Raw genomic sequence first — 18,372 nt, forward strand, 5'->3', positions numbered from 1 at the left:
CGACAAGAATCAGTTCTTTTTAGAAGAGTTCCGCGAATACTGCGGATAGCCGCTCCGATATTCGGATCAACGTCTGGGAGGACATCATGAAGAAACTACTCGCCACCACCGCCGTTACCATGACTGCACTGACTGGTGCTGCTTTCGCTGATGGTCACGCTGTCACCGCTTGCCTGATCACCAAAACTGATACCAACCCGTTCTTCGTCAAGATGAAAGAGGGCGCAGAAGCAAAAGCCGCAGAGCTTGGTATGACGCTCAAATCATTTGCAGGCAAAATTGATGGTGACCACGAGACCCAGGTTGCAGCCATCGAAACATGCATTGCGGATGGTGCAAAAGGCATCTTGCTGACCGCATCCGACACATCCTCTATCGTTGCATCGGTACAGCAGGCGCGTGATGCAGGGCTTGTTGTTATTGCGCTCGACACACCGCTGTCACCCATTGATGCAGCTGATGCGACATTCGCCACTGACAACTTCCTTGCCGGTGAATTGATCGGCAAATGGGCCGCTGCCAAATTGGGTGATGACGCCGCAAATGCGAAAATCGCGATGCTGGATCTGGCCGTGTCGCAGCCAACTGTTGGCGTTCTGCGCGATCAGGGCTTCTTGCAGGGGTTCGGGATCGACCTGGCCGACCCCAACGTGAATGGCGATGAAACCGACCCCCGCATTGTTGGCAACGATGTCACCGCCGGTAACGAAGAGGGCGGCCGCAAAGCCATGGAGAACCTGCTTGTCAAAGATCCCGAAATCAACGTGGTCTACACCATCAACGAACCTGCCGCGGCGGGTGCCTATGAGGCGCTGAAATCCATCGGCCGTGAAAATGACGTGCTGATCGTGTCTGTTGATGGCGGCTGCCCCGGCATCGCAAACATCAAGGACGGCGTCATCGGTGCCACCTCACAGCAGTATCCGATGCTGATGGCATCCAAAGGTGTTGAGGCCATCGCAGCATGGGCCAAAGACGGCACCAAGCCTGCATTGACACCGGGAAAAGACTTCTTCGATACTGGTGTTTCACTGGTCACGGATGAACCCGTGGACGGCGTTGAAAGCATCGACACCGAAGAGGGTACGAACCTCTGCTGGGGCTAAAATCGACCAAGCATCAGTGACCAACGTGAATGAAAGGGGCGGCTTGGCCCGCCCCTTTTCAGGTTAACGGGAGGGACCCAATGTCGAATGCAGACACAAAAATGGACGGGATCGCAAAATTTGATGATCCCCACCGGGGGATCGTCGGCACGCTCCAGCACTGGCTGCATACCAACCCGGCACTGGTGCCATTGATCGTTTTGCTGGCCTCTATCATTGTGTTTGGCTTTCTTCTGGGATCCAAGTTTTTCTCACCCTTTGCCTTAACCTTGATCCTGCAACAGGTGCAGATCGTGGGCATCGTAGCGGCGGCACAGTCGCTGGTGATCCTGACCGCAGGCATCGACCTGAGCGTCGGGGCGATTGCGGTCATCTCATCCGTTGTGATGGGGCAATTTACCTTCCGATATGGCATTCCCGTTGAAATCGCGGTCGTGTGCGGTCTGCTGGCTGGGACGGCCATCGGCTATGCAAACGGCTGGCTTGTTGCGGTCATGAAATTGCCGCCGTTCATCGTAACGCTTGGCATGTGGCAAATCGTGCTGGCCGCCAATTTTCTGTATTCCGCCAACGAAACGATCCGCAGTCAGGATATCGCAGCCAACGCCGCACTTCTCCAGTTCCTGGGGGCAAAATTCAACGTAGGTGCTGCGGTGTTTACCGTCGGTGTCGTGTTCCTGGTCGTGTTGGTGATCCTGCTGGCCTATGTGCTAAAACACACCGCCTGGGGGCGTCATGTATATGCGGTGGGCGACGACCCTGAGGCAGCAGAACTGTCTGGCGTAAACGTCAAAGGCACGATCATCTCTGTCTACGCGGTCGCCGGCTTGATCTGTGCATTTGCCGGATGGGCCTTGATTGGCCGCATCGGCTCTGTCTCGCCGACATCAGGACAGCTTTTGAACATCGAAAGTATCACCGCGGTGGTGATCGGGGGCATATCGCTTTTTGGCGGTCGCGGCTCCATCTTGGGAACATTCTTTGGGGCGTTGATCGTTGGTGTCTTCACGCTGGGCCTGCGTCTGATGGGTGCTGATGCACAATGGACCTATCTGCTGATCGGCGTTCTTATCATCGCGGCGGTGGCCGTGGATCAATGGATCAGAAAGGTGGCAGCATAATGGAACCTATTCTAAAAGGCCGCGGCCTTGTGAAGCGCTACGGCAAAGTAACCGCACTTGATCATTGTGATTTTGATCTGATGCCCGGCGAAATTCTGGCTGTTATCGGCGATAACGGTGCGGGCAAATCATCCTTGATCAAAGCCGTGTCAGGTGCCGTTATCCCGGATGGGGGCCAGGTGTTTCTTGAAGGCAAGGAGATCCAGTTCAAATCCCCCATTCAGGCCCGCGAGGCTGGGATTGAAACGGTCTATCAAACACTTGCGATGTCCCCTGCCCTGTCGATCGCGGACAATATGTTCATGGGTCGCGAACTGCGCCATCCCGGGATCATGGGCAAATGGTTCCGCAAGCTTGATCGCCCGAAAATGGAGCGGTTGGCCCGTGAAAAATTGACCGAACTTGGGCTGATGACAATTCAGAACATCAATCAGGCGGTCGAAACCCTGTCCGGGGGCCAGCGTCAGGGTGTTGCGGTGGCCCGCGCCGCCGCATTTGGGTCAAAGGTGATCATCCTCGATGAACCAACTGCTGCTCTGGGGGTAAAGGAATCCCGCAAAGTTCTGGAACTGATCCAGGACGTAAAATCGCGCGGCATTCCAATCATTCTGATCAGCCACAACATGCCCCATGTGTTTGAGGTCGCGGACCGCATCCACATTCACCGGCTCGGCAAACGTTTGTGTGTGATCAATCCAAAGGACTATACAATGTCCGATGCCGTTGCGTTTATGACCGGTGCAAAGGAAGCACCAGCCGAGGCCGCGTGACCACACCACGTTTGCCTGTCAGTCGCCTTCTGCAAGTGACCCATGATCGACCGGCAAACCACTGGGGACCGACACGGGAATGCCAAGCCGTCCCGTGGTCGCGGCAGCACCCGTCAGGCTGTGCAAAAAGGCCTCGATGTCTGCAATATCTTCTTCGGATATCGCCACTGGCATAAGATCATTTGCCGCCGCCTGACGTGCCATTTCCAACCGATCATTCCAGACAACAAAGTCGATGGCGCTGATCGCAGGCGCATCGGGCAGTGCGGCCATGGCAGGCGTCCAGCGTGCGAATGATCCCGCGGGATCGACGTGATGGCGGATGATACCTGCAAGCGTCGGATACGCGCCGTTGTGCCCATAAGGTGCTGTCAACGCCACATTGCGTAACATTGGCGTGCGAAACCGGTACGCGTCTTCCAACACATCACTTTCACCCATCCGGCCAACATCGCGGATCATCGGATCAAACCGTCGTGTACGACCCGGCCCAAACGGCGGCAGGCGCAGCGCATGAAATGACTGATCGGAAAACAGCGGGCCCGCATGACATTTTGCACATCCGCCTTTGCCAAAGAACATGTCCTTGCCCCGTCGCGCCGCATCCGAAAGCGCCGCCCCATCACCCGCCAGAAACCGGTCATAGGGGCTATCGATGCTTTGCCATTCCGTGCCAATGAACGCAGCAAGGGCATTGGCTATGTCGACAATCGTGACGTCCTCGGCCTTGTCGATATGCGCGAAAGCATCGACAAACCGTGCACCATAATCGCCTGTGACCCGCACGCGTTTTGCCAAAATCGGCCATGCCGCATCAATCCGGTCATGCACCGCACCTGCGATTTCATTTTCGCGCGGGTTACCGGCCATCTCAAATTGCGCAACAAGGGGAAACACCGCTTGCGCAGCAAGCAAAGAGTTGAAACCTGTGGGCAGCCATTCCTCAGCCGGTGAATCAAAACCGCTGGGATAGGCATCCGAAACACTCAGCCGACCATCATGAAACATCACCGTCAGCCCTTTGGCCCCAAGGTTCCAAAGTCCGGGCGCATTGCGGGGGATGCGCTTTTTGATGAGGCTGGCACCTGTCCCGGCGGTCCGCCCCGCCCCCAGACCCTCACCCCCCTCACCAATGCCAAGCGACAGACCATCGCCTGTGCCAAGATCAGGATGGTGGCAGGTCGAACACGCAATATTCCTGTTGCCCGACAGGATTCTGTCGTAAAAGAGAAGCTGACCCAGAGCAGCCTGTTTGCTGTCAAACGGGATGAAATCATCTGGCCCAATCTGCTGTTCGGTCTGTGCACTGACCGGGACCGCCATGAGACAGAAAAGAGTGAGCAGATGCGCAAGATACTGATGGGCTTTCTGCTGATGGCGGCACCTGCCTTTGCTGACATCGAAGCGGCGCGCGATCTGATGGAGGCGGGTAAATTTGCCCAGGCCAAAGAGGCGCTGTGGCCAGCGGCGCGGTCCGGTAATGCGGACGCCGAAGAGTTGATCGGCGTGATGTACGCGATGGGCCTTGGCGTGCCGCGCGACGATCAGCGCGCCTTTGAATGGTATCTGCGCGCGTCCCTCAAGGGGCATCCCGGCGCGCAATCGGGAATCGGCTGGTACTACGAGGTTGGCCGCGGCATGCCCGCGCCCGATCTGGTCCGGGCTTATATGTGGTACACGCTGTCGGCGATTGGCGGCGATCCCGATGCCGCCATCAGTCTGGAAGAGGTGGTCAAAAAGATGACCCCCGAAGAGATCGAAAAAGCGCATGTCCTGATCGCTGACTACAAGGTCTGGATGTATCCGTTTCGGTGATGGGTGCCCAACCACCGGTCACTGAAAATGGGCGTTGCCGCCCATTTTCATATTCCATTGTGCAAGATCAGTTCAGGTCAGCGGACCGTGCTGCACTGACATCAGCCTCAGCCGCGGCAACAGCTTCTGTGAGGGCGGTAAAGACCTCTTCGCCGCGACCAACATTGCTTTTGAACCAGTCATAGACAGGCGAAGCGGCTTCTTTGAAGGCTGCTTTCTGTTCAGGTGTCGGGACATAGAGATCACCACCACCTGCAACAAATTCTTCGTATGCCGCAATGGATTTACGTTTTGGTGACGCAAAGGTTGCCTGCTGCAAGGCATAGAATCCATCATTCACAACCTGACGCATATCCTCTGGCATGCCCATGAACTTCTCGTTGTTCATCCACCACAGCGCACCCATGTAGGCGTGACCGTCCAGCGTGACATATTGCAGACCCGCATCAGGGAACTTCATGCCCATGATGTCGGTAATGCCGTTTTTGGAGCCTTCAACCACCCCGGTCTGGAAAGACGTAAAAAGTTCGGGCCAAGGGATCGGCGTTGGCGACGCACCAAGCGCTTTGACCAACTCTTGCGGCAAGTCGGCAACCACAGTGCGGATTTTCAGACCCGCCATGTCCGCTGGTTCAGCCACCCGGCGCTTTGTATTGGCAAAGTTGCGCCAGCCACCGGTGTTGCCAATGGTCATCAGACGGATGGAATTGTCTGAATCTTCAAGGGCCATGGCCCGCATCTTACGGGTAAAATCGCCCGACAACACGCTTTCGGCAATCCGGTCATCTGCCATCAGATACGGCAGATCAAGAACCTGCACATAAGGGAAAATCCCCGACGCGCCGCCAGACGTGGAGATGTACACATCGACTGTGCCATCGGCGACACCCTGCAGGCATTCCGCGCCATTTGAGCAAAGCTGGGTCCCGATGAAAAGCTCCACTTCGATCGCGCCATTCGATGCCGCTTCGACGTAGTTCTTGAACACCACCAGACCATCATAATCTTCGTCGTTTTCATTGGAGTTTGCGGTCGCCCGGATTTTGTAATCCGCCGCCATCGCCGACACGGCAGCGCCCGAAAGCATTGCCGCGAGGGTGAGTGATTTGATCGTATTCTTGAGCATGATTTCCTCCCTAGATACTCAGTTATTTTTGTTAATTCGCGAAACCCGTCAACCGCGGGATCGTCATCGATAGTGCCGGAATGTAGGTGATCAGAAAGATCACTATGACCTCAACCGCCAAAAACGGCAGGATCGCCTTTGAGATGGTCTCGACCCGTTCACCTGACACTGCAGAGGCCACAAACAACACCAGTCCCATCGGCGGTGTCGCAAGTCCCACGGTCAGGTTCACGCTCATGATGATGGCAAAATGGATCGGATCGACACCAAGGCTCACAAAGATTGGCCCCAAGATCGGACCCAGAATGATGATCGCAGGACCGGCATCCAAGAACATGCCAACCACAAAAAGCAGAAGGTTGATCAGGAACAACAAGACCAGCGGATCCTTGGAAAGCGTCAGCACAAATTCCGCCAGATGTTCGGGGGTATGGCTCAGGCTGACCACCGTTTTGAACGCCATCGCCGCCCCCACCAGCAACATGACGACAGCAGACGTCAGACCAGCACGGATCAGAATGTCCGGGATTTCCTTTATGGTCAGCGTGCGCAACACGAAAAACCCGATGATCAGGGAATAGGCGACCGCGACGGCAGCAGCTTCAGTCGGTGTGAAAACACCAGCCAGAATCCCGCCCAGAATGATCACTGGCGTTAACAGCGGAAAGAATGCCTTGAGGCTGGCCTGGCCCCGTTCGCCCCAGGAATACCTGCGGCTGGCAACCGGAAAATCGTACCTGTCGGCCATGAATTTGACCATGACCATCAGTCCTATCCCGACCATGGCACCGGGAACGATGCCCGCAAGAAACAGCGCGGCCACGCTTTCGCCCATGACATAGGCATAGATGATCATGATGCCAGAAGGCGGAATGATCGGCCCGATAACAGAACTGGCCGCCGTAATCGCCGCCGCAAACCGGGTGGTATAGCCCTGTTTTTCCATCGCGGGGATCAGCATCGACCCCAGTGCCGATGTATCAGCCACCGCAGATCCAGACAGCCCGGCAAACAGCATCGAGGACAGCACGTTCACATGGGCCAGACCGCCGCGCAGATGACCCATCAGCGCTTGGGAAAATTCGACCAAACGCATGGTGATGCCACCCTTATTCATCAGCTCACCAGCCAGCATGAAGAACGGAATCGCCATCAAGGGAAAGCTGTCCATACCATTGTAAACATTACGATAAAGAAGGGTGATGTCTTTTTCCTGACCGTTCAACCAAAGCAGCAAACCCGGAGCCGCCAAAAGGCCAAAAAAGACCGGCAGACCAACCAGCAGAAAGACCAGAAAAACAGGCAGGAACCAGACCAGCATTTACTCGGCTCCTGTCTTGGCACTAAAGGCAACCGGCGGCAGCGTGCCTCCCTTGCCAATGAGCGTGAAAAAAGCACGCAAGATCAGTTCGATGTTCACAAGCGTCAGCAGGACAACCCCCACCAGAAGCGATGCCATCATCCATGAACGCGGGATCCGAAACCATGTGTCAAACCCCAGGGACGTAGGCAGATAAAGCGCCGCCGTCTTGAACCGGCCGCCAAAGCCTGTGACCTCGCTCCAACCGATCTGAACCGCAACAATCAGCACAAGCAGGCAGATCAGCAGCAGCACGAGGTTCAGCACTTGCCCGATTGAGGATGGCAGCGCGCGACCGAACATATCGATCGCTACAAATCCACCACGGCGAAACGCAGTCGGTGCCATCAGTCCGGTCATCCACAGCATGCAGAACCGCGCGGCCTCGTCCGGCCAGGGCAACGCGTTGTTGAACCCATAGCGAAAGACGACCTGTATCAGGATCGCCAGCACCATCACCGCCATTGCAAACGCACCGATGCCGCGCCCGATGCGCAGCACAAACCGATTGAAATGAGCAAGATATGTGACGATGCTGAGCATTACCCTTCTAACGATCTGATTTGACCCGCGAAGAAAGTGAGTGCGTCACCATCGCGCATTTCTGCGGCCATAACTTCCCCCACAACAATCTTATGATCGCCTCCGGGGTATACTATACGCTGCTCGCACTCGAATCTTGCAAGGCAATTCTTGATCAACGGCACGCCGTTGGCGCTTAGGTCCATGTCCAGCCCGTCAAATGCAAAGGCAGATTTGGAAAACCCGTGGCACAGTGCTTCTTGCTCCACCGCCAGCACATGGATGGCGTAATGTTTTGCGGCGGCAAAATACGGAAACCGCCGCGATTTCGCATCAGGCGACCACAACACCAAAGGCGGGTCCAGCGACAGCGAAGAAAAACTGTTGGCGGTGATCCCGACCGGACCATCGTCTGACGCTGCGGTGACAATGGTGATGCCCGAGGCAAACCGCCCAAAGGCGTCACGCAAAGCGCGGGTGTTCGTGGGGTCCGGTTTGAACGCCTGCATCATCATTTCTGAACCTCCATCCGCCATTTACGCAACCTCGCGACCCAAAGCCGCCTCGTACAATTTGAACCATGTTTGACGATCCATCTTGACCTTCAACGCATCTGAAATGCCTTTGATGCGGTCGATGTTGTTGGTGCCCATCACTGGCAGGATTTTCGCCGGATGCGCCAACAAGAACGCAACGGCAACGGCGGCACGGTCAACGCCTTGATCGGCGGCGACCTTGTCCATCGCTTTTGCCACAGCACCTTGACCGGTCATCAATGATCCGCCCCCCAGTGGCGACCATGCCATCAAATGCGTGCCAAGCCGCTGGTGAAACGCCAGATCGCCATTTGTGAAGGGAGAGATTTCAGCCAGGCTGATCTCAATCTGATTGGTGACGAGTGTATTGGTCATCGCTGATTGCAGCAGCTCCCAATCCCATGGTTTGAAATTCGACACCCCAATGGCACCCACTTTGCCCGATGCCACAACAGCATCCAGTGCAGCGCCGGTTTCATGATGATCCATAAACGGATCGGGACGGTGGATCAGCAAAAGATCAATATGCTCTGTGCCCATATCAGCCAGCGATGCATCCACGCTGGCGTTGATATGCGCCTTTGAGGTGTCATAGTGCTTGACCGTCGCGCCCGCATGACGCCCTGCATCCACCACGATGTCGCATTTGCTGACAATCTCCATCCGGGCGCGCAGCGCTGGATTGGCTTTCAGCGCGCCCCCCATAATCGCCTCAGCCGTATAGCCGCCGTAGATATCGGCCTGATCAAAGGTCGTGATGCCCTGATCCAGGGCTGCCTGAATTTTGGCCTCGACATGGCTCGGTGATGTGTCTGCGTCGTCCGCAACGCGCCACATGCCATAGATGATGCGGCTAAAGCTCAAATCTTTTTTCAGGGCTACGCGTTCCATTATGTACGATCTCCAGCGCCAAGGGGTGTCATGGGTGTGTTTGCGGGAACCCGGCCATAGACCTGAGGCAAAGAACAGGTTTCCAACTGGGGCAAAACGCGACTGCCAAAATGCACTGCTTCATCCAGATGCGGATAGCCCGAAAAGATGAAGGCGCGGATGCCCATCTTTTTATACTCTTCGATCTTGGACAAAACCTGATCCGTTGACCCGACCAGTGCTGCACCACATCCCGAACGTGCCCGGCCCACACCCGTCCACAGGTTTGGTTCAATATAGCCGAATTTATCCGCCAACTCGCGGTTCTTGGCCTGATGCGACACACCAAGCGAGGTGGAATCAAGCGCGCGGTCACGGATCATGCGGCCGTATTCATCGTCCAGTTTGGACACGATATGATCGGCGTATTCCTTGGCTTCCGCTTCGGTGTCGCGCACGATCATGTGCACCCGCAACCCATAGTCCAGCGTGCGACCATGGCTTTGCGCAACCGCGTTGACCGCCTGCATCCGACCTTTCAACTCTTCGATCTTTTCGGGCCACATCAGGTAGACATCGCAATGCTGTCCGCAGAGTTCCAAAGCCTGTGGCGAATACCCTCCGAAATAAAGAAGCGGACCGCCCGTTTGATAGGGTTTGACCGGATCGGTGGTCAGTCCTTCAAAATTGTATATTTCACCGTGATGGTTGATCTCGTCCTGGGTCCAGGCCTGTTTGAGAATCTCAACCACCTCACGAGAGCGTTGATAGCGATAAGCGCTGTCTTCTTTCTGACCGGGGAAATCTGAGCTGATGATGTTCACCGTCAGCCGACCTTTGAGCATGTGATCAAGGGTTGCCAATGTCCGGGCCAGCATGATCGGCTGCATCTCGCCGCAGCGCACAGCAGCAAGCAGATTGATGGTTTCGGTGATCGGCGCACAGCCCGCGACAAACGACAGCGTATCCTGCCCCACCTGATAGGATGACGGGCACAGGATATTTCGAAAACCCTGCGCCTCGGCGGTCTTTACGATGTTCGAACAATGCTCCCAACTGGACCGCAAGGCACCATCAGGGACACCCAGAAACTGATAATCATCAGAGCATAATGCAGAAAACCAGGACACCTCCGTTGCGGTCAGATCAGCCGAGGTGATGGGGACGACAGACATCAGGGTTCTCCGCGCATTGGTTCTCACTTAAGTATTGCGTAGCACCCGAATTGATGTAGATCAATAGTGTATCAATTTCGAAAACCGAGCCCTGTCTGAAAGGCAGACCTTCGATGGCCTATACCGACCACCCACCGCACGCCTTGCCCCGGTTCGTGCAGATCAGCGAGTTCCTGATGCGCGAAATTGCATCAGGGCGATTGATCAACGGGGAACGTCTGGCACCAGAGCGAGAGATGGCAGCGGGCTTCAATGTCTCGGTCGGAACCTTGCGAAAATCGCTCAATGAGCTTGAAAAAAAGGGGCTGCTGGAACGGATACAAGGGTCTGGCAATTACATCAGACAGGGCGATGCGGTCGACAGTGTCTATGCCATGTTCCGGCTCGAATTGCGCAAGGGTGGCGGCTTGCCCCGGGCGGATGTCTTGGATGTGGCCTTGCTGACCAAACCGAAAGACCTGCCCGCATTTGGCACATCAACTCAGGCAACCCGCATCCGCCGATTGCGCTACCTGAATGATACAATTGTCGCAATCGAGGAAATCTGGCTGGATGAAAGCGCGGGAATCGTAACTGCCGGTGGGTTGTCAGAGTCTCTTTATCACCATTACCGCACCAAGCTGGATCTGTGGATTTCGCGCGCCGAAGATTACGTCAGCATCGACACAGTACCCAACTGGGCCCCCACCCTTTTTCCAGTGCGCCCTGCCACAACGACCGGATTTATCGAACGGCTCAGCTGGGCAGATGCACCGATGCCGGTCGAATACTCCCGCACGTGGTTTGACACCAAACAGGCACAATACGTCCAACGATTGAAATGAGAAATCCATGGGTACCACAATCAGATACGGCATGATCGGCTGCGGCATGATGGGCCACGAACACCTGCGCAACATCGCTTTGCTGGACAATGCAAGGGTCACAGTGATCTTTGAACCAGACCCGCAGATGGCTGCCTCTGCCCTAGAAACGGCCCCTGGCGCACGGCCTGTCAACTCTCTGGTCGACCTCTTGGCCCAAGAAGATGTGGATTGTCTGGTCATCACCAGTCCAAACTTTTGCCATATGGAACAGCTTTGCGAAATCGCCGCCACCCGCACATTGCCCATTCTTGTGGAAAAACCCTTGTTCACCAACATTGCTGATTTGGCCGCGTTAGAAGAGTTCGAGCGAGATTACCCTGCCCCCGTCTGGGTCGCGATGGAATATCGCTTCATGCCGCCCATCGCTGCATTTGCCCATCAGGTGGTGCAGGCCACAGGCGGGATCAAGATGCTGACGATCCGTGAACACCGCTTCCCCTTCCTCACCAAAGTCGGCGATTGGAACCGGTTCAATGCCAAGACCGGCGGCACATTTGTTGAAAAATGCTGTCACTTCTTTGACCTGATGCGGCTGCTGATCGGGGCAGAACCTGTGCGGATCATGGCCTCGGCTGGGCAGGACGTGAACCATCTGGATGAGACCTACGATGGCGTGCACTCAGATATCATCGACAATGGCTTTGTCATCGTTGATTTTGAGAACGGTGCGCGCGCGATGTTGGAGTTGTGTATGTTCGCAGAAGGTGCGGAGTTTCAGGAAGAGATTTCGGCCGTTGGTCCACTGGGCAAGCTCGAAGCCAGGGTACCGGGTCCGGGGCGGTTCTGGCCGGAACATCTGGGTGCGCCACCGACGCCTTTGCTGATCGAAAGCCCCCGTGACCCGCGCGGCCCGCGCACCACCCCGATCCCTGTTGATCCCGCTTTGCTGGACGCGGGCGATCACAACGGATCGACCTTTTATCAACACCAGTTGTTTCTGAAGTTGGTGCGCGGTGAGCTTGATGCGCCCGGCGTCAGTCTCGATGATGGCAAAAAGGCCGTGTTGATGGGATTTGCAGCCCAGCAAAGTGCGCAGACAGGTAAAGCTGTTGAACTGGCAGATTGGTTCGAAAAGTGAGAGGCGCGCAGGTCACAGTCCGTACTGCCATACATCTTTCAGCAAGTGATGATCATGCTTGAAAAGATACGCTATATCACCCATCCACAGGTCCTGATTGATCCTGAACTGGATGTACGCAAATGGTTGCTCAGTGATCTTGGCCGTTCCCGCATGGCATTGCTTGCCGCTTCGGGTGCATTGACCGGCACAACGACCATCATCAGCAGCGCAGAAACCAAAGCGCGCGAAACAGCCGCGCCTTTGGCCGAGGCTTTGGGATGCGACATCATCCTGCGCGAAGACATGCATGAAAACGACCGCAGCGCGACGGGATATTTGCCCAGCCATGCATTTGAAACCGCCGCTGACGAATTCTTTGCACACCCAACGATCAGCTATCATGGCTGGGAAACAGCGAGGGCGGCACAGTCGCGGATCGTGGCCGCGTTTTTTGACAGCCTGCGCTCTGCGACCGACGGTGACATTCTTTTTGTTGGTCACGGGGCGGTTGGCACCCTGCTCTATTGTCATCTGGCGAACCTGCTGATCAGCCGTATCCACGACCAGCCACCGGGCGGTGGGTCATTTTTCGAACTCTCCTACGCCAATCAAACACCCATTTCCGGCTGGCGCACAATCGAAGCCTTGGCGTTACAGGCCCCTTGAACCGCCAACGGCCGCCTTCACAAATCTGTTGCCAGATCGCATGCCGGTTCTTAACCTAAGGTCACAAAAAAGAAAAAAGCTCTGGGAGGAATTACGATGAACACACTGAAATTGATGCTGGGCGCGTCCGCGCTCGCGTTTGCAGCCGCAGGAAGCGCGCAGGCAGAAAAGCTGACATTCTATTGCAGCGCGCAAGAAGAATGGTGCCAGCTGATGGCCAACAGCTTTCAGGATGCAACAGGGATCGACGTTGCGATGACCCGCAAATCATCCGGCGAAACCTTTGCACAGATCAAGGCCGAGGCGTCAAACCCCAAGGGCGACGTCTGGTGGGGCGGCACAGGCGATCCGCATTTGCAGGCAGCCGAAGAAGGGCTGACCGCAGAATATATTTCGCCCATGCGTGACCAATTGCACCCTTGGGCAATCTCTCAGGCTGAAAGCGCTGGCAACAGAACCATTGGAATTTACTCTGGCGCTTTGGGGTATGGCTACAACACCGACCTGCTGGCCGCGAACAACCTGCCTGAACCGGCGTCCTGGGCCGATCTGACTAAACCTGAATACAAGGGCCACGTTCAGATGGCGAACCCAAATTCATCCGGCACAGCCTATACGACCCTAGCGACGATGGTGCAGTTGTTTGGCGAAGACGGCGGCTTTGACTACATGAAAGGCCTGCACGCGAACATCAACCAATATACCAAATCCGGCTCTGCCCCGATCAAGGCCGCAGGGCGCGGTGAGACCACAATCGGCATCGTATTCATGCACGACGCCGTGGCCCAGGCGGTGTCCGGTTTCCCGGTCAAGGTGGTCGCACCTGCCGAAGGCACCGGTTATGAAATCGGCTCCATGTCGATCATCGAAGGCGCGCGGAACATGGAAGAGGCCAAAAAGTTCTACGACTGGGCGCTCAGCGCTGAAGCGCAAAATCTTGCCCTTCAGGTGAAGGCGTTTCAGGTGCCCTCAAATGTCGGTGCGGAAACATCGCCAAGCGCACCTGACATGAGTTCGATCAAATTGATTGACTATGACTTCAAGACCTATGGTTCATCCGATGAACGCAAGCGTTTGTTGAAAAAGTGGGACGATGAGGTGTCTGTGCTGCCGCAGTAAAAGTGCGCACCATTACATCTGAGCAAACGTCCAACTCGGTTCTGGTCTTCTGGATCATTGCCGGGTTGGTCGGCTTTTTCCTCCTCCCCTGGTACGGGGTGGAGGATTTTTTCACGTTTGAATGGCTCACGGACGGCTATCCGTTTGACGCGGATTACGCCCCCGGCGCGTTCCTGATTGCCCAAGGCGAAAAGCTGTGGCTGGCCCCATTGATCGTGCCTCTGCTGGCCCCGTTTGCAGTGTTGAAAAAACGCAAGACAGATCCCGTTTACGCGAAAATCCTGATCCTTGCCGGGGCTATTGGCTTTGGCTGGTTGATCTTGCAGGGTTTTGCAATTGGCATTCGCGGGTGGAATTTCGAATGGGCGTCAGCCCTATATGGCGACCTTGGCGACCGGCAATTCGGCATGGGCTATGGCGCACTGATCGTCGCCTCAGCCTTCCTGTTCCTCTTCACCCAAGGCATCGCCGCGCGCGGTGCAATCAACGGCGATGTGTTCGTTGTCAGCTCGATTGGCGGCGTGGTGGTGATCGTCACCGTGTTTGTTTTCTTCCCCATCGCGAAGATGCTGACAGCGGCGTTCATCACTGAAGACGGTGGCTATTCCATCGCGGTCTTTGCCTCGAAATTCTTTGATGACAGGCTCTGGGGCCTTGGTTGCCTATGGGGGGCAAAGTGCGGTGTCGCGTGGAATTCATTGTTTTTGGCCGTCATGGTTGGATTTCTCACGACAGCATTGGGGTTGGTTTTCGCGCTTGTCGTGACCCGGTCAGGGTTCCGGTACAAACGCGCGCTGCGGGCATTGACCGTCCTGCCGATCATCACGCCACCCTTTGTGATTGGTCTTGCGCTGATCTTGTTGTTTGGCCTCTCCGGGTCAGTGAATGTGTACTTTTCGGAATTGTTTGGCACCCAACCAACACGGTGGCTTTACGGGCTCCCGGGTGTTCTGATCGCACAGGTTCTGGCCTTTACCCCGATCGCCTTTCTGGTCCTGATCGGCGTCGTCGAAGGCGTATCACCCTCAATGGAGGAGGCAGCACAAACGCTGCGGGCATCAAAATGGCAGGTGTTCAAAACGGTATCCCTGCCGTTGATGCGGCCCGGTTTGGCAAATGCATTCCTGCTGGGTTTTATTGAAAGCATGGCCGATTTCGGCAACCCGCTGGTCTTGGGGGGCAATTACGACGTGCTCTCGACCGAAATATTTTTTGCCATCGTCGGCGCACAATATGATCAGGGCAAAGCGGCGGTGCTGGCCATGGTACTGCTTTGCTTTACACTTGGCGCATTCTACGCACAGCGGTTCTGGCTTGGGAAAAAGAGCTACACCACCGTATCGGGCAAGGGCGACAGCGGCGTGCATCCACATATGCCGCGCGCATTGTCGGTCCCGGTTCTTGTCCTTGCGATGATCTGGGCCGCTTTCACAGTCGTGATCTATGCGATGATTTTTTACGGCTCAGTGGTCGAACTGTGGGGCGTCAACAACACGCTGACATTCAAACACTACGTCACCGCATTTTCTTTCCGCTTTGAGGATGCAGGCATTCGTTGGTCCGGGGCTGCATGGGACAGCTTTTGGACAACGCTAAAGATTGCAGCGATTGCCGCTCCGCTCACCGCGATTGTCGGGTTGATCACCGCCTACCTGCTGACCCGACAAACATTTGCAGGCAAGAACGCCTTTGAATTTGGCACGATGTTGTCCTTTGCCATACCCGGCACGGTCATCGGGGTAAGTTATATTCTGGCCTTCAACGTGCCCCCGATTGAAATCACCGGGACCGGCATCATTCTGGTGGTCAGCTTTATTTTCCGCAACATGCCGGTGGGTGTGCGGGCCGGGATCGCGTCGATGTCGCAGCTTGATAAATCGCTTGATGAATCATCCCTGACGCTGGGTGCCAATTCATGGCAGACATTCCGCCGGGTCATTCTGCCGCTACTGCGCCCGGCAATTCTGGCCGCCCTCGTCTACAGCTTCGTGCGCGCGATGACGGCCATTTCTGCGGTGATTTTCCTGGTGTCAGCCGAATACGACATGGCCACCAGCTATATCATCGGGCGGGTCGAGAACAACGACTACGGGCTTGCGATTGCTTATTCCACCACGCTGATTTTTGTGATGCTGGGCGTGGTTACTTTAATGCAATTGGTGGTTGGCCGCATAAAAATCGGGCGGCGCATGACCCAGTCGCATACCAATGTTTGAGGACCTGAAATGAGCATTAATTCCAAAGCGTCGCCGGTCAGCTTTCGCAATGTCACTAAGATCTATGGCAAAGACGTGGTTGCCGTGGACAACATCAATCTTGAGATCGAAGCGGGCAAGCTGGTCACCTTGTTGGGGCCGTCGGGCTGCGGCAAGACGACGACACTGCGGATGATTGCAGGGCTGGAAATGGCCACCAAAGGCGCGATCCTGATCGGAGACCGGGATGTGACATTGCTTCCCGCGACCGACCGCGATGTGTCGATGGTGTTCCAGTCTTATGCCCTGTTTCCCCATATGACCGTGATGGAAAACGTGTCCTACGGCTTGGGCTTTTCGGGTTTTGACAAATCCGAGACAAAGGACCGCGCGGCGCAGGGATTGGACCTTGTCGGCCTCAAAGGCTACGGCGACCGGTTGCCGTCTGAGTTGTCTGGCGGACAACAGCAACGGGTCGCGGTCGCACGCGCGCTGGTCTTGGAACCGCAAGTTCTGCTTTTTGATGAACCCCTGTCGAACCTTGATGCCAAGCTGCGGCGTCAGGTCCGCGAGGAGATTCGCGAAATTCAGCAGAACCTTGGATTGACCGTGGTTTATGTGACCCACGACCAGGAAGAAGCATTGGCGGTATCAGATGAAATCGTGGTCATGCGCAACGCCGGGATTGCGCAGATCGGAACACCACGACAGCTCTACGATGCCCCCGCAGATCGTTTTGTGGCCGACTTTATTGGCGAGGCCAACATCATCCCCTGCGAGGTTATCTCGGTAAAAAACGAGACCGCGGAAATCGACATCGCAGGCTTCAAACACAGCCTACCCTCGCGCGGCCTGTCGGCGGGTCCCGCGCAACTTGCCGTGCGCCCGACACGGCTGAAACTTGGGGCCGCCAATGGCATTGAGATGCAGGTTGAGAAAGCAACCTATGTCGGCAGCCGTATGGAATATACGTTGAGAGCAGGCTTCGGAGAAATCTTTGCGGTGAGTGAAAACGTCGATGAACCGCTTGCCGTTGGCAGCACCATCAACGTCGGGCTCGACGCGATCGGCCCGGTTCTCTTGCCCAAGGATCAGGGTGTGTAAGCGGCGTCTGCGATCCGCACCAATTCATCAAATACGCCCTTACTTCCTGCAACGACACGCCCACCTTTGACGATCATCTCATCTGCGCTTTGCAGCTCAATCTGCCCCCCTGCTTCTGCAATCAACAGCTGACCTGCCAGACAATCCCACGCGTTCATATGTTCTTCGACATAGCCAAGCAGCCGCCCCGCCGCGACATAGGCAAGCGAAAGCGCGCCAGAGGCATTGCGGTGAAATACACCTTCTGCATTCAGCACCTCGTTGATCAGCCGCCGCACCCCGTCCGGGCTGGTCCGATTGGAAAATCCGGTCCCAACCGTCCCGCGTGTGAGGTCAGCGTCGGGCGGGCAGACCAACGGGGTGCCGTTCAGGGATGCCCCCTTGCCGCGTTCCGCAAGATAGGTCTCGTTGTGAATGGGGTCTCGGGTCACGCCGACAATCGTATTGTCATCTTTCACAATCGCGATCACCACCGTCCAGGCAGGAATGTTGTTGATGAAATTTGTGGTGCCATCAATCGGGTCGATGACCCAGGTGTATCCCGAAACCGACGGCTTTGGCGCATGTTCCTCACCAACGATCCCATCCTCAGGAAACGCCGCTTCAATGCCCTTGCGCACCAAAAGCTCAACCGCCTTGTCGGCCTCTGACACAAAGTCCTGATGGCCCTTGTCTTCGATTTTTAACGACCCGACACGTTGGAAAAAATCAAGCGCATAATCGCCTGCATCCGTCGCGATTTCGACGGCTTTTTGCGCCCGGTTATTCATCGCAAGTGCTCCCTAGATTGGGCTGACGCCATATGCGCATGCCAACGTGATCAGACTACAGCGGTTGCTCAGGATATCCACGCCGAAAAAGATATACCCTCTGTGTTGCGCATTCTCCACGAATTGACAGCTTGATATTCGGCAACATACCCGCAACTGTAAGACCCTGTTCGGGCACGCATCAGCGCGCA

At 55.9% G+C, this 18,372-nt stretch carries 18 protein-coding genes; 10 read left to right on the plus strand and 8 right to left on the minus strand.

What is annotated here, in order from left to right:
- The first annotated feature begins 86 nt into the window (after positions 1-86).
- The 3 genes from C1J02_RS16430 to C1J02_RS16440 all read left to right on the plus strand — a co-directional run bounded on the left by C1J02_RS16430 (position 87) and on the right by C1J02_RS16440 (position 2,997).
- Entirely contained in the window at positions 87-1,106 is a 1,020-nt protein-coding gene (locus tag C1J02_RS16430; protein ID WP_114879544.1) for a sugar ABC transporter substrate-binding protein, read from the plus strand.
- A 101-nt stretch (positions 1,107-1,207) separates the two neighbouring features.
- Entirely contained in the window at positions 1,208-2,227 is a 1,020-nt protein-coding gene (locus C1J02_RS16435) for an ABC transporter permease (RefSeq protein WP_254693292.1), read from the plus strand.
- On the plus strand, positions 2,227-2,997 hold the full coding sequence (locus tag C1J02_RS16440; RefSeq protein WP_205389825.1) for an ATP-binding cassette domain-containing protein: 771 nt from the start codon (positions 2,227-2,229) through the stop codon (positions 2,995-2,997). Before C1J02_RS16435 ends, C1J02_RS16440 begins: the two co-directional genes overlap by 1 nt.
- An 18-nt stretch (positions 2,998-3,015) precedes the next feature.
- Here the strand turns inward: C1J02_RS16440 and C1J02_RS16445 are convergent, their stop codons facing one another.
- On the minus strand, positions 3,016-4,320 hold the full coding sequence (locus C1J02_RS16445) for a cytochrome-c peroxidase (RefSeq protein ID WP_114879547.1): 1,305 nt from the start codon (positions 4,318-4,320) through the stop codon (positions 3,016-3,018).
- Between the two features lie 21 nt (positions 4,321-4,341).
- Between C1J02_RS16445 and C1J02_RS16450 the strand changes: the two genes are divergently transcribed.
- The gene (locus C1J02_RS16450) at positions 4,342-4,812 is read left to right on the plus strand and encodes a tetratricopeptide repeat protein (protein WP_114879548.1); all 471 of its coding nucleotides are present in this window, start codon (positions 4,342-4,344) and stop codon (positions 4,810-4,812) included.
- 67 nt (positions 4,813-4,879) lie between these two features.
- Here C1J02_RS16450 and dctP read toward each other — a convergent pair whose 3' ends face one another.
- The 6 genes from dctP to C1J02_RS16480 are packed head-to-tail and all read right to left on the minus strand — an operon-like array spanning position 4,880 to position 10,401.
- A complete protein-coding gene (gene dctP / locus C1J02_RS16455; RefSeq protein ID WP_114879549.1) occupies positions 4,880-5,938 on the minus strand; it encodes a TRAP transporter substrate-binding protein DctP in 1,059 nt (352 codons plus the stop codon).
- A gap of 31 nt (positions 5,939-5,969) precedes the next feature.
- On the minus strand, positions 5,970-7,259 hold the full coding sequence (locus C1J02_RS16460) for a TRAP transporter large permease (protein ID WP_114879550.1): 1,290 nt from the start codon (positions 7,257-7,259) through the stop codon (positions 5,970-5,972).
- Positions 7,260-7,841: a TRAP transporter small permease gene (locus C1J02_RS16465; protein ID WP_114879551.1), complete on the minus strand. Its 582-nt coding sequence runs from the start codon at positions 7,839-7,841 to the stop codon at positions 7,260-7,262.
- The gene (locus tag C1J02_RS16470) at positions 7,841-8,356 is read right to left on the minus strand and encodes a flavin reductase family protein (protein ID WP_254693131.1); all 516 of its coding nucleotides are present in this window, start codon (positions 8,354-8,356) and stop codon (positions 7,841-7,843) included. Before C1J02_RS16470 ends, C1J02_RS16465 begins: the two co-directional genes overlap by 1 nt.
- The gene (locus tag C1J02_RS16475; RefSeq protein ID WP_114879552.1) at positions 8,357-9,247 is read right to left on the minus strand and encodes an aldo/keto reductase family oxidoreductase; all 891 of its coding nucleotides are present in this window, start codon (positions 9,245-9,247) and stop codon (positions 8,357-8,359) included.
- Entirely contained in the window at positions 9,247-10,401 is a 1,155-nt protein-coding gene (locus C1J02_RS16480) for an LLM class flavin-dependent oxidoreductase (RefSeq protein WP_114879553.1), read from the minus strand. Before C1J02_RS16480 ends, C1J02_RS16475 begins: the two co-directional genes overlap by 1 nt.
- Positions 10,402-10,514: 113 nt before the next feature.
- Between C1J02_RS16480 and C1J02_RS16485 the strand changes: the two genes are divergently transcribed.
- From C1J02_RS16485 to C1J02_RS16510, 6 genes are all read left to right on the plus strand, one after another.
- Entirely contained in the window at positions 10,515-11,225 is a 711-nt protein-coding gene (locus C1J02_RS16485) for a GntR family transcriptional regulator (protein ID WP_114879554.1), read from the plus strand.
- A 7-nt stretch (positions 11,226-11,232) separates the two neighbouring features.
- Entirely contained in the window at positions 11,233-12,345 is a 1,113-nt protein-coding gene (locus C1J02_RS16490; protein ID WP_114879555.1) for a Gfo/Idh/MocA family protein, read from the plus strand.
- A gap of 54 nt (positions 12,346-12,399) precedes the next feature.
- The gene (locus C1J02_RS16495) at positions 12,400-12,993 is read left to right on the plus strand and encodes a histidine phosphatase family protein (RefSeq protein ID WP_114880663.1); all 594 of its coding nucleotides are present in this window, start codon (positions 12,400-12,402) and stop codon (positions 12,991-12,993) included.
- A gap of 96 nt (positions 12,994-13,089) precedes the next feature.
- A complete protein-coding gene (locus C1J02_RS16500) occupies positions 13,090-14,112 on the plus strand; it encodes an ABC transporter substrate-binding protein (RefSeq protein WP_114879556.1) in 1,023 nt (340 codons plus the stop codon).
- Positions 14,113-14,114: 2 nt separating this feature from the next.
- A complete protein-coding gene (locus C1J02_RS16505) occupies positions 14,115-16,328 on the plus strand; it encodes an iron ABC transporter permease (RefSeq protein WP_114879557.1) in 2,214 nt (737 codons plus the stop codon).
- Between the two features lie 9 nt (positions 16,329-16,337).
- Positions 16,338-17,411: an ABC transporter ATP-binding protein gene (locus tag C1J02_RS16510; RefSeq protein WP_114879558.1), complete on the plus strand. Its 1,074-nt coding sequence runs from the start codon at positions 16,338-16,340 to the stop codon at positions 17,409-17,411.
- Here the strand turns inward: C1J02_RS16510 and C1J02_RS16515 are convergent.
- Positions 17,399-18,181 (minus strand): inositol monophosphatase, encoded by a 783-nt coding sequence (locus C1J02_RS16515; RefSeq protein ID WP_114879559.1) that lies wholly within the window; start codon positions 18,179-18,181, stop codon positions 17,399-17,401. The genes C1J02_RS16510 and C1J02_RS16515 overlap by 13 nt on opposite strands.
- Positions 18,182-18,372 lie beyond the last annotated feature (191 nt).

Origin of the sequence: Sulfitobacter sp. SK011 (genome assembly GCF_003352065.1) — a bacterium.
In the GTDB taxonomy this organism is placed as follows: domain Bacteria; phylum Pseudomonadota; class Alphaproteobacteria; order Rhodobacterales; family Rhodobacteraceae; genus Sulfitobacter.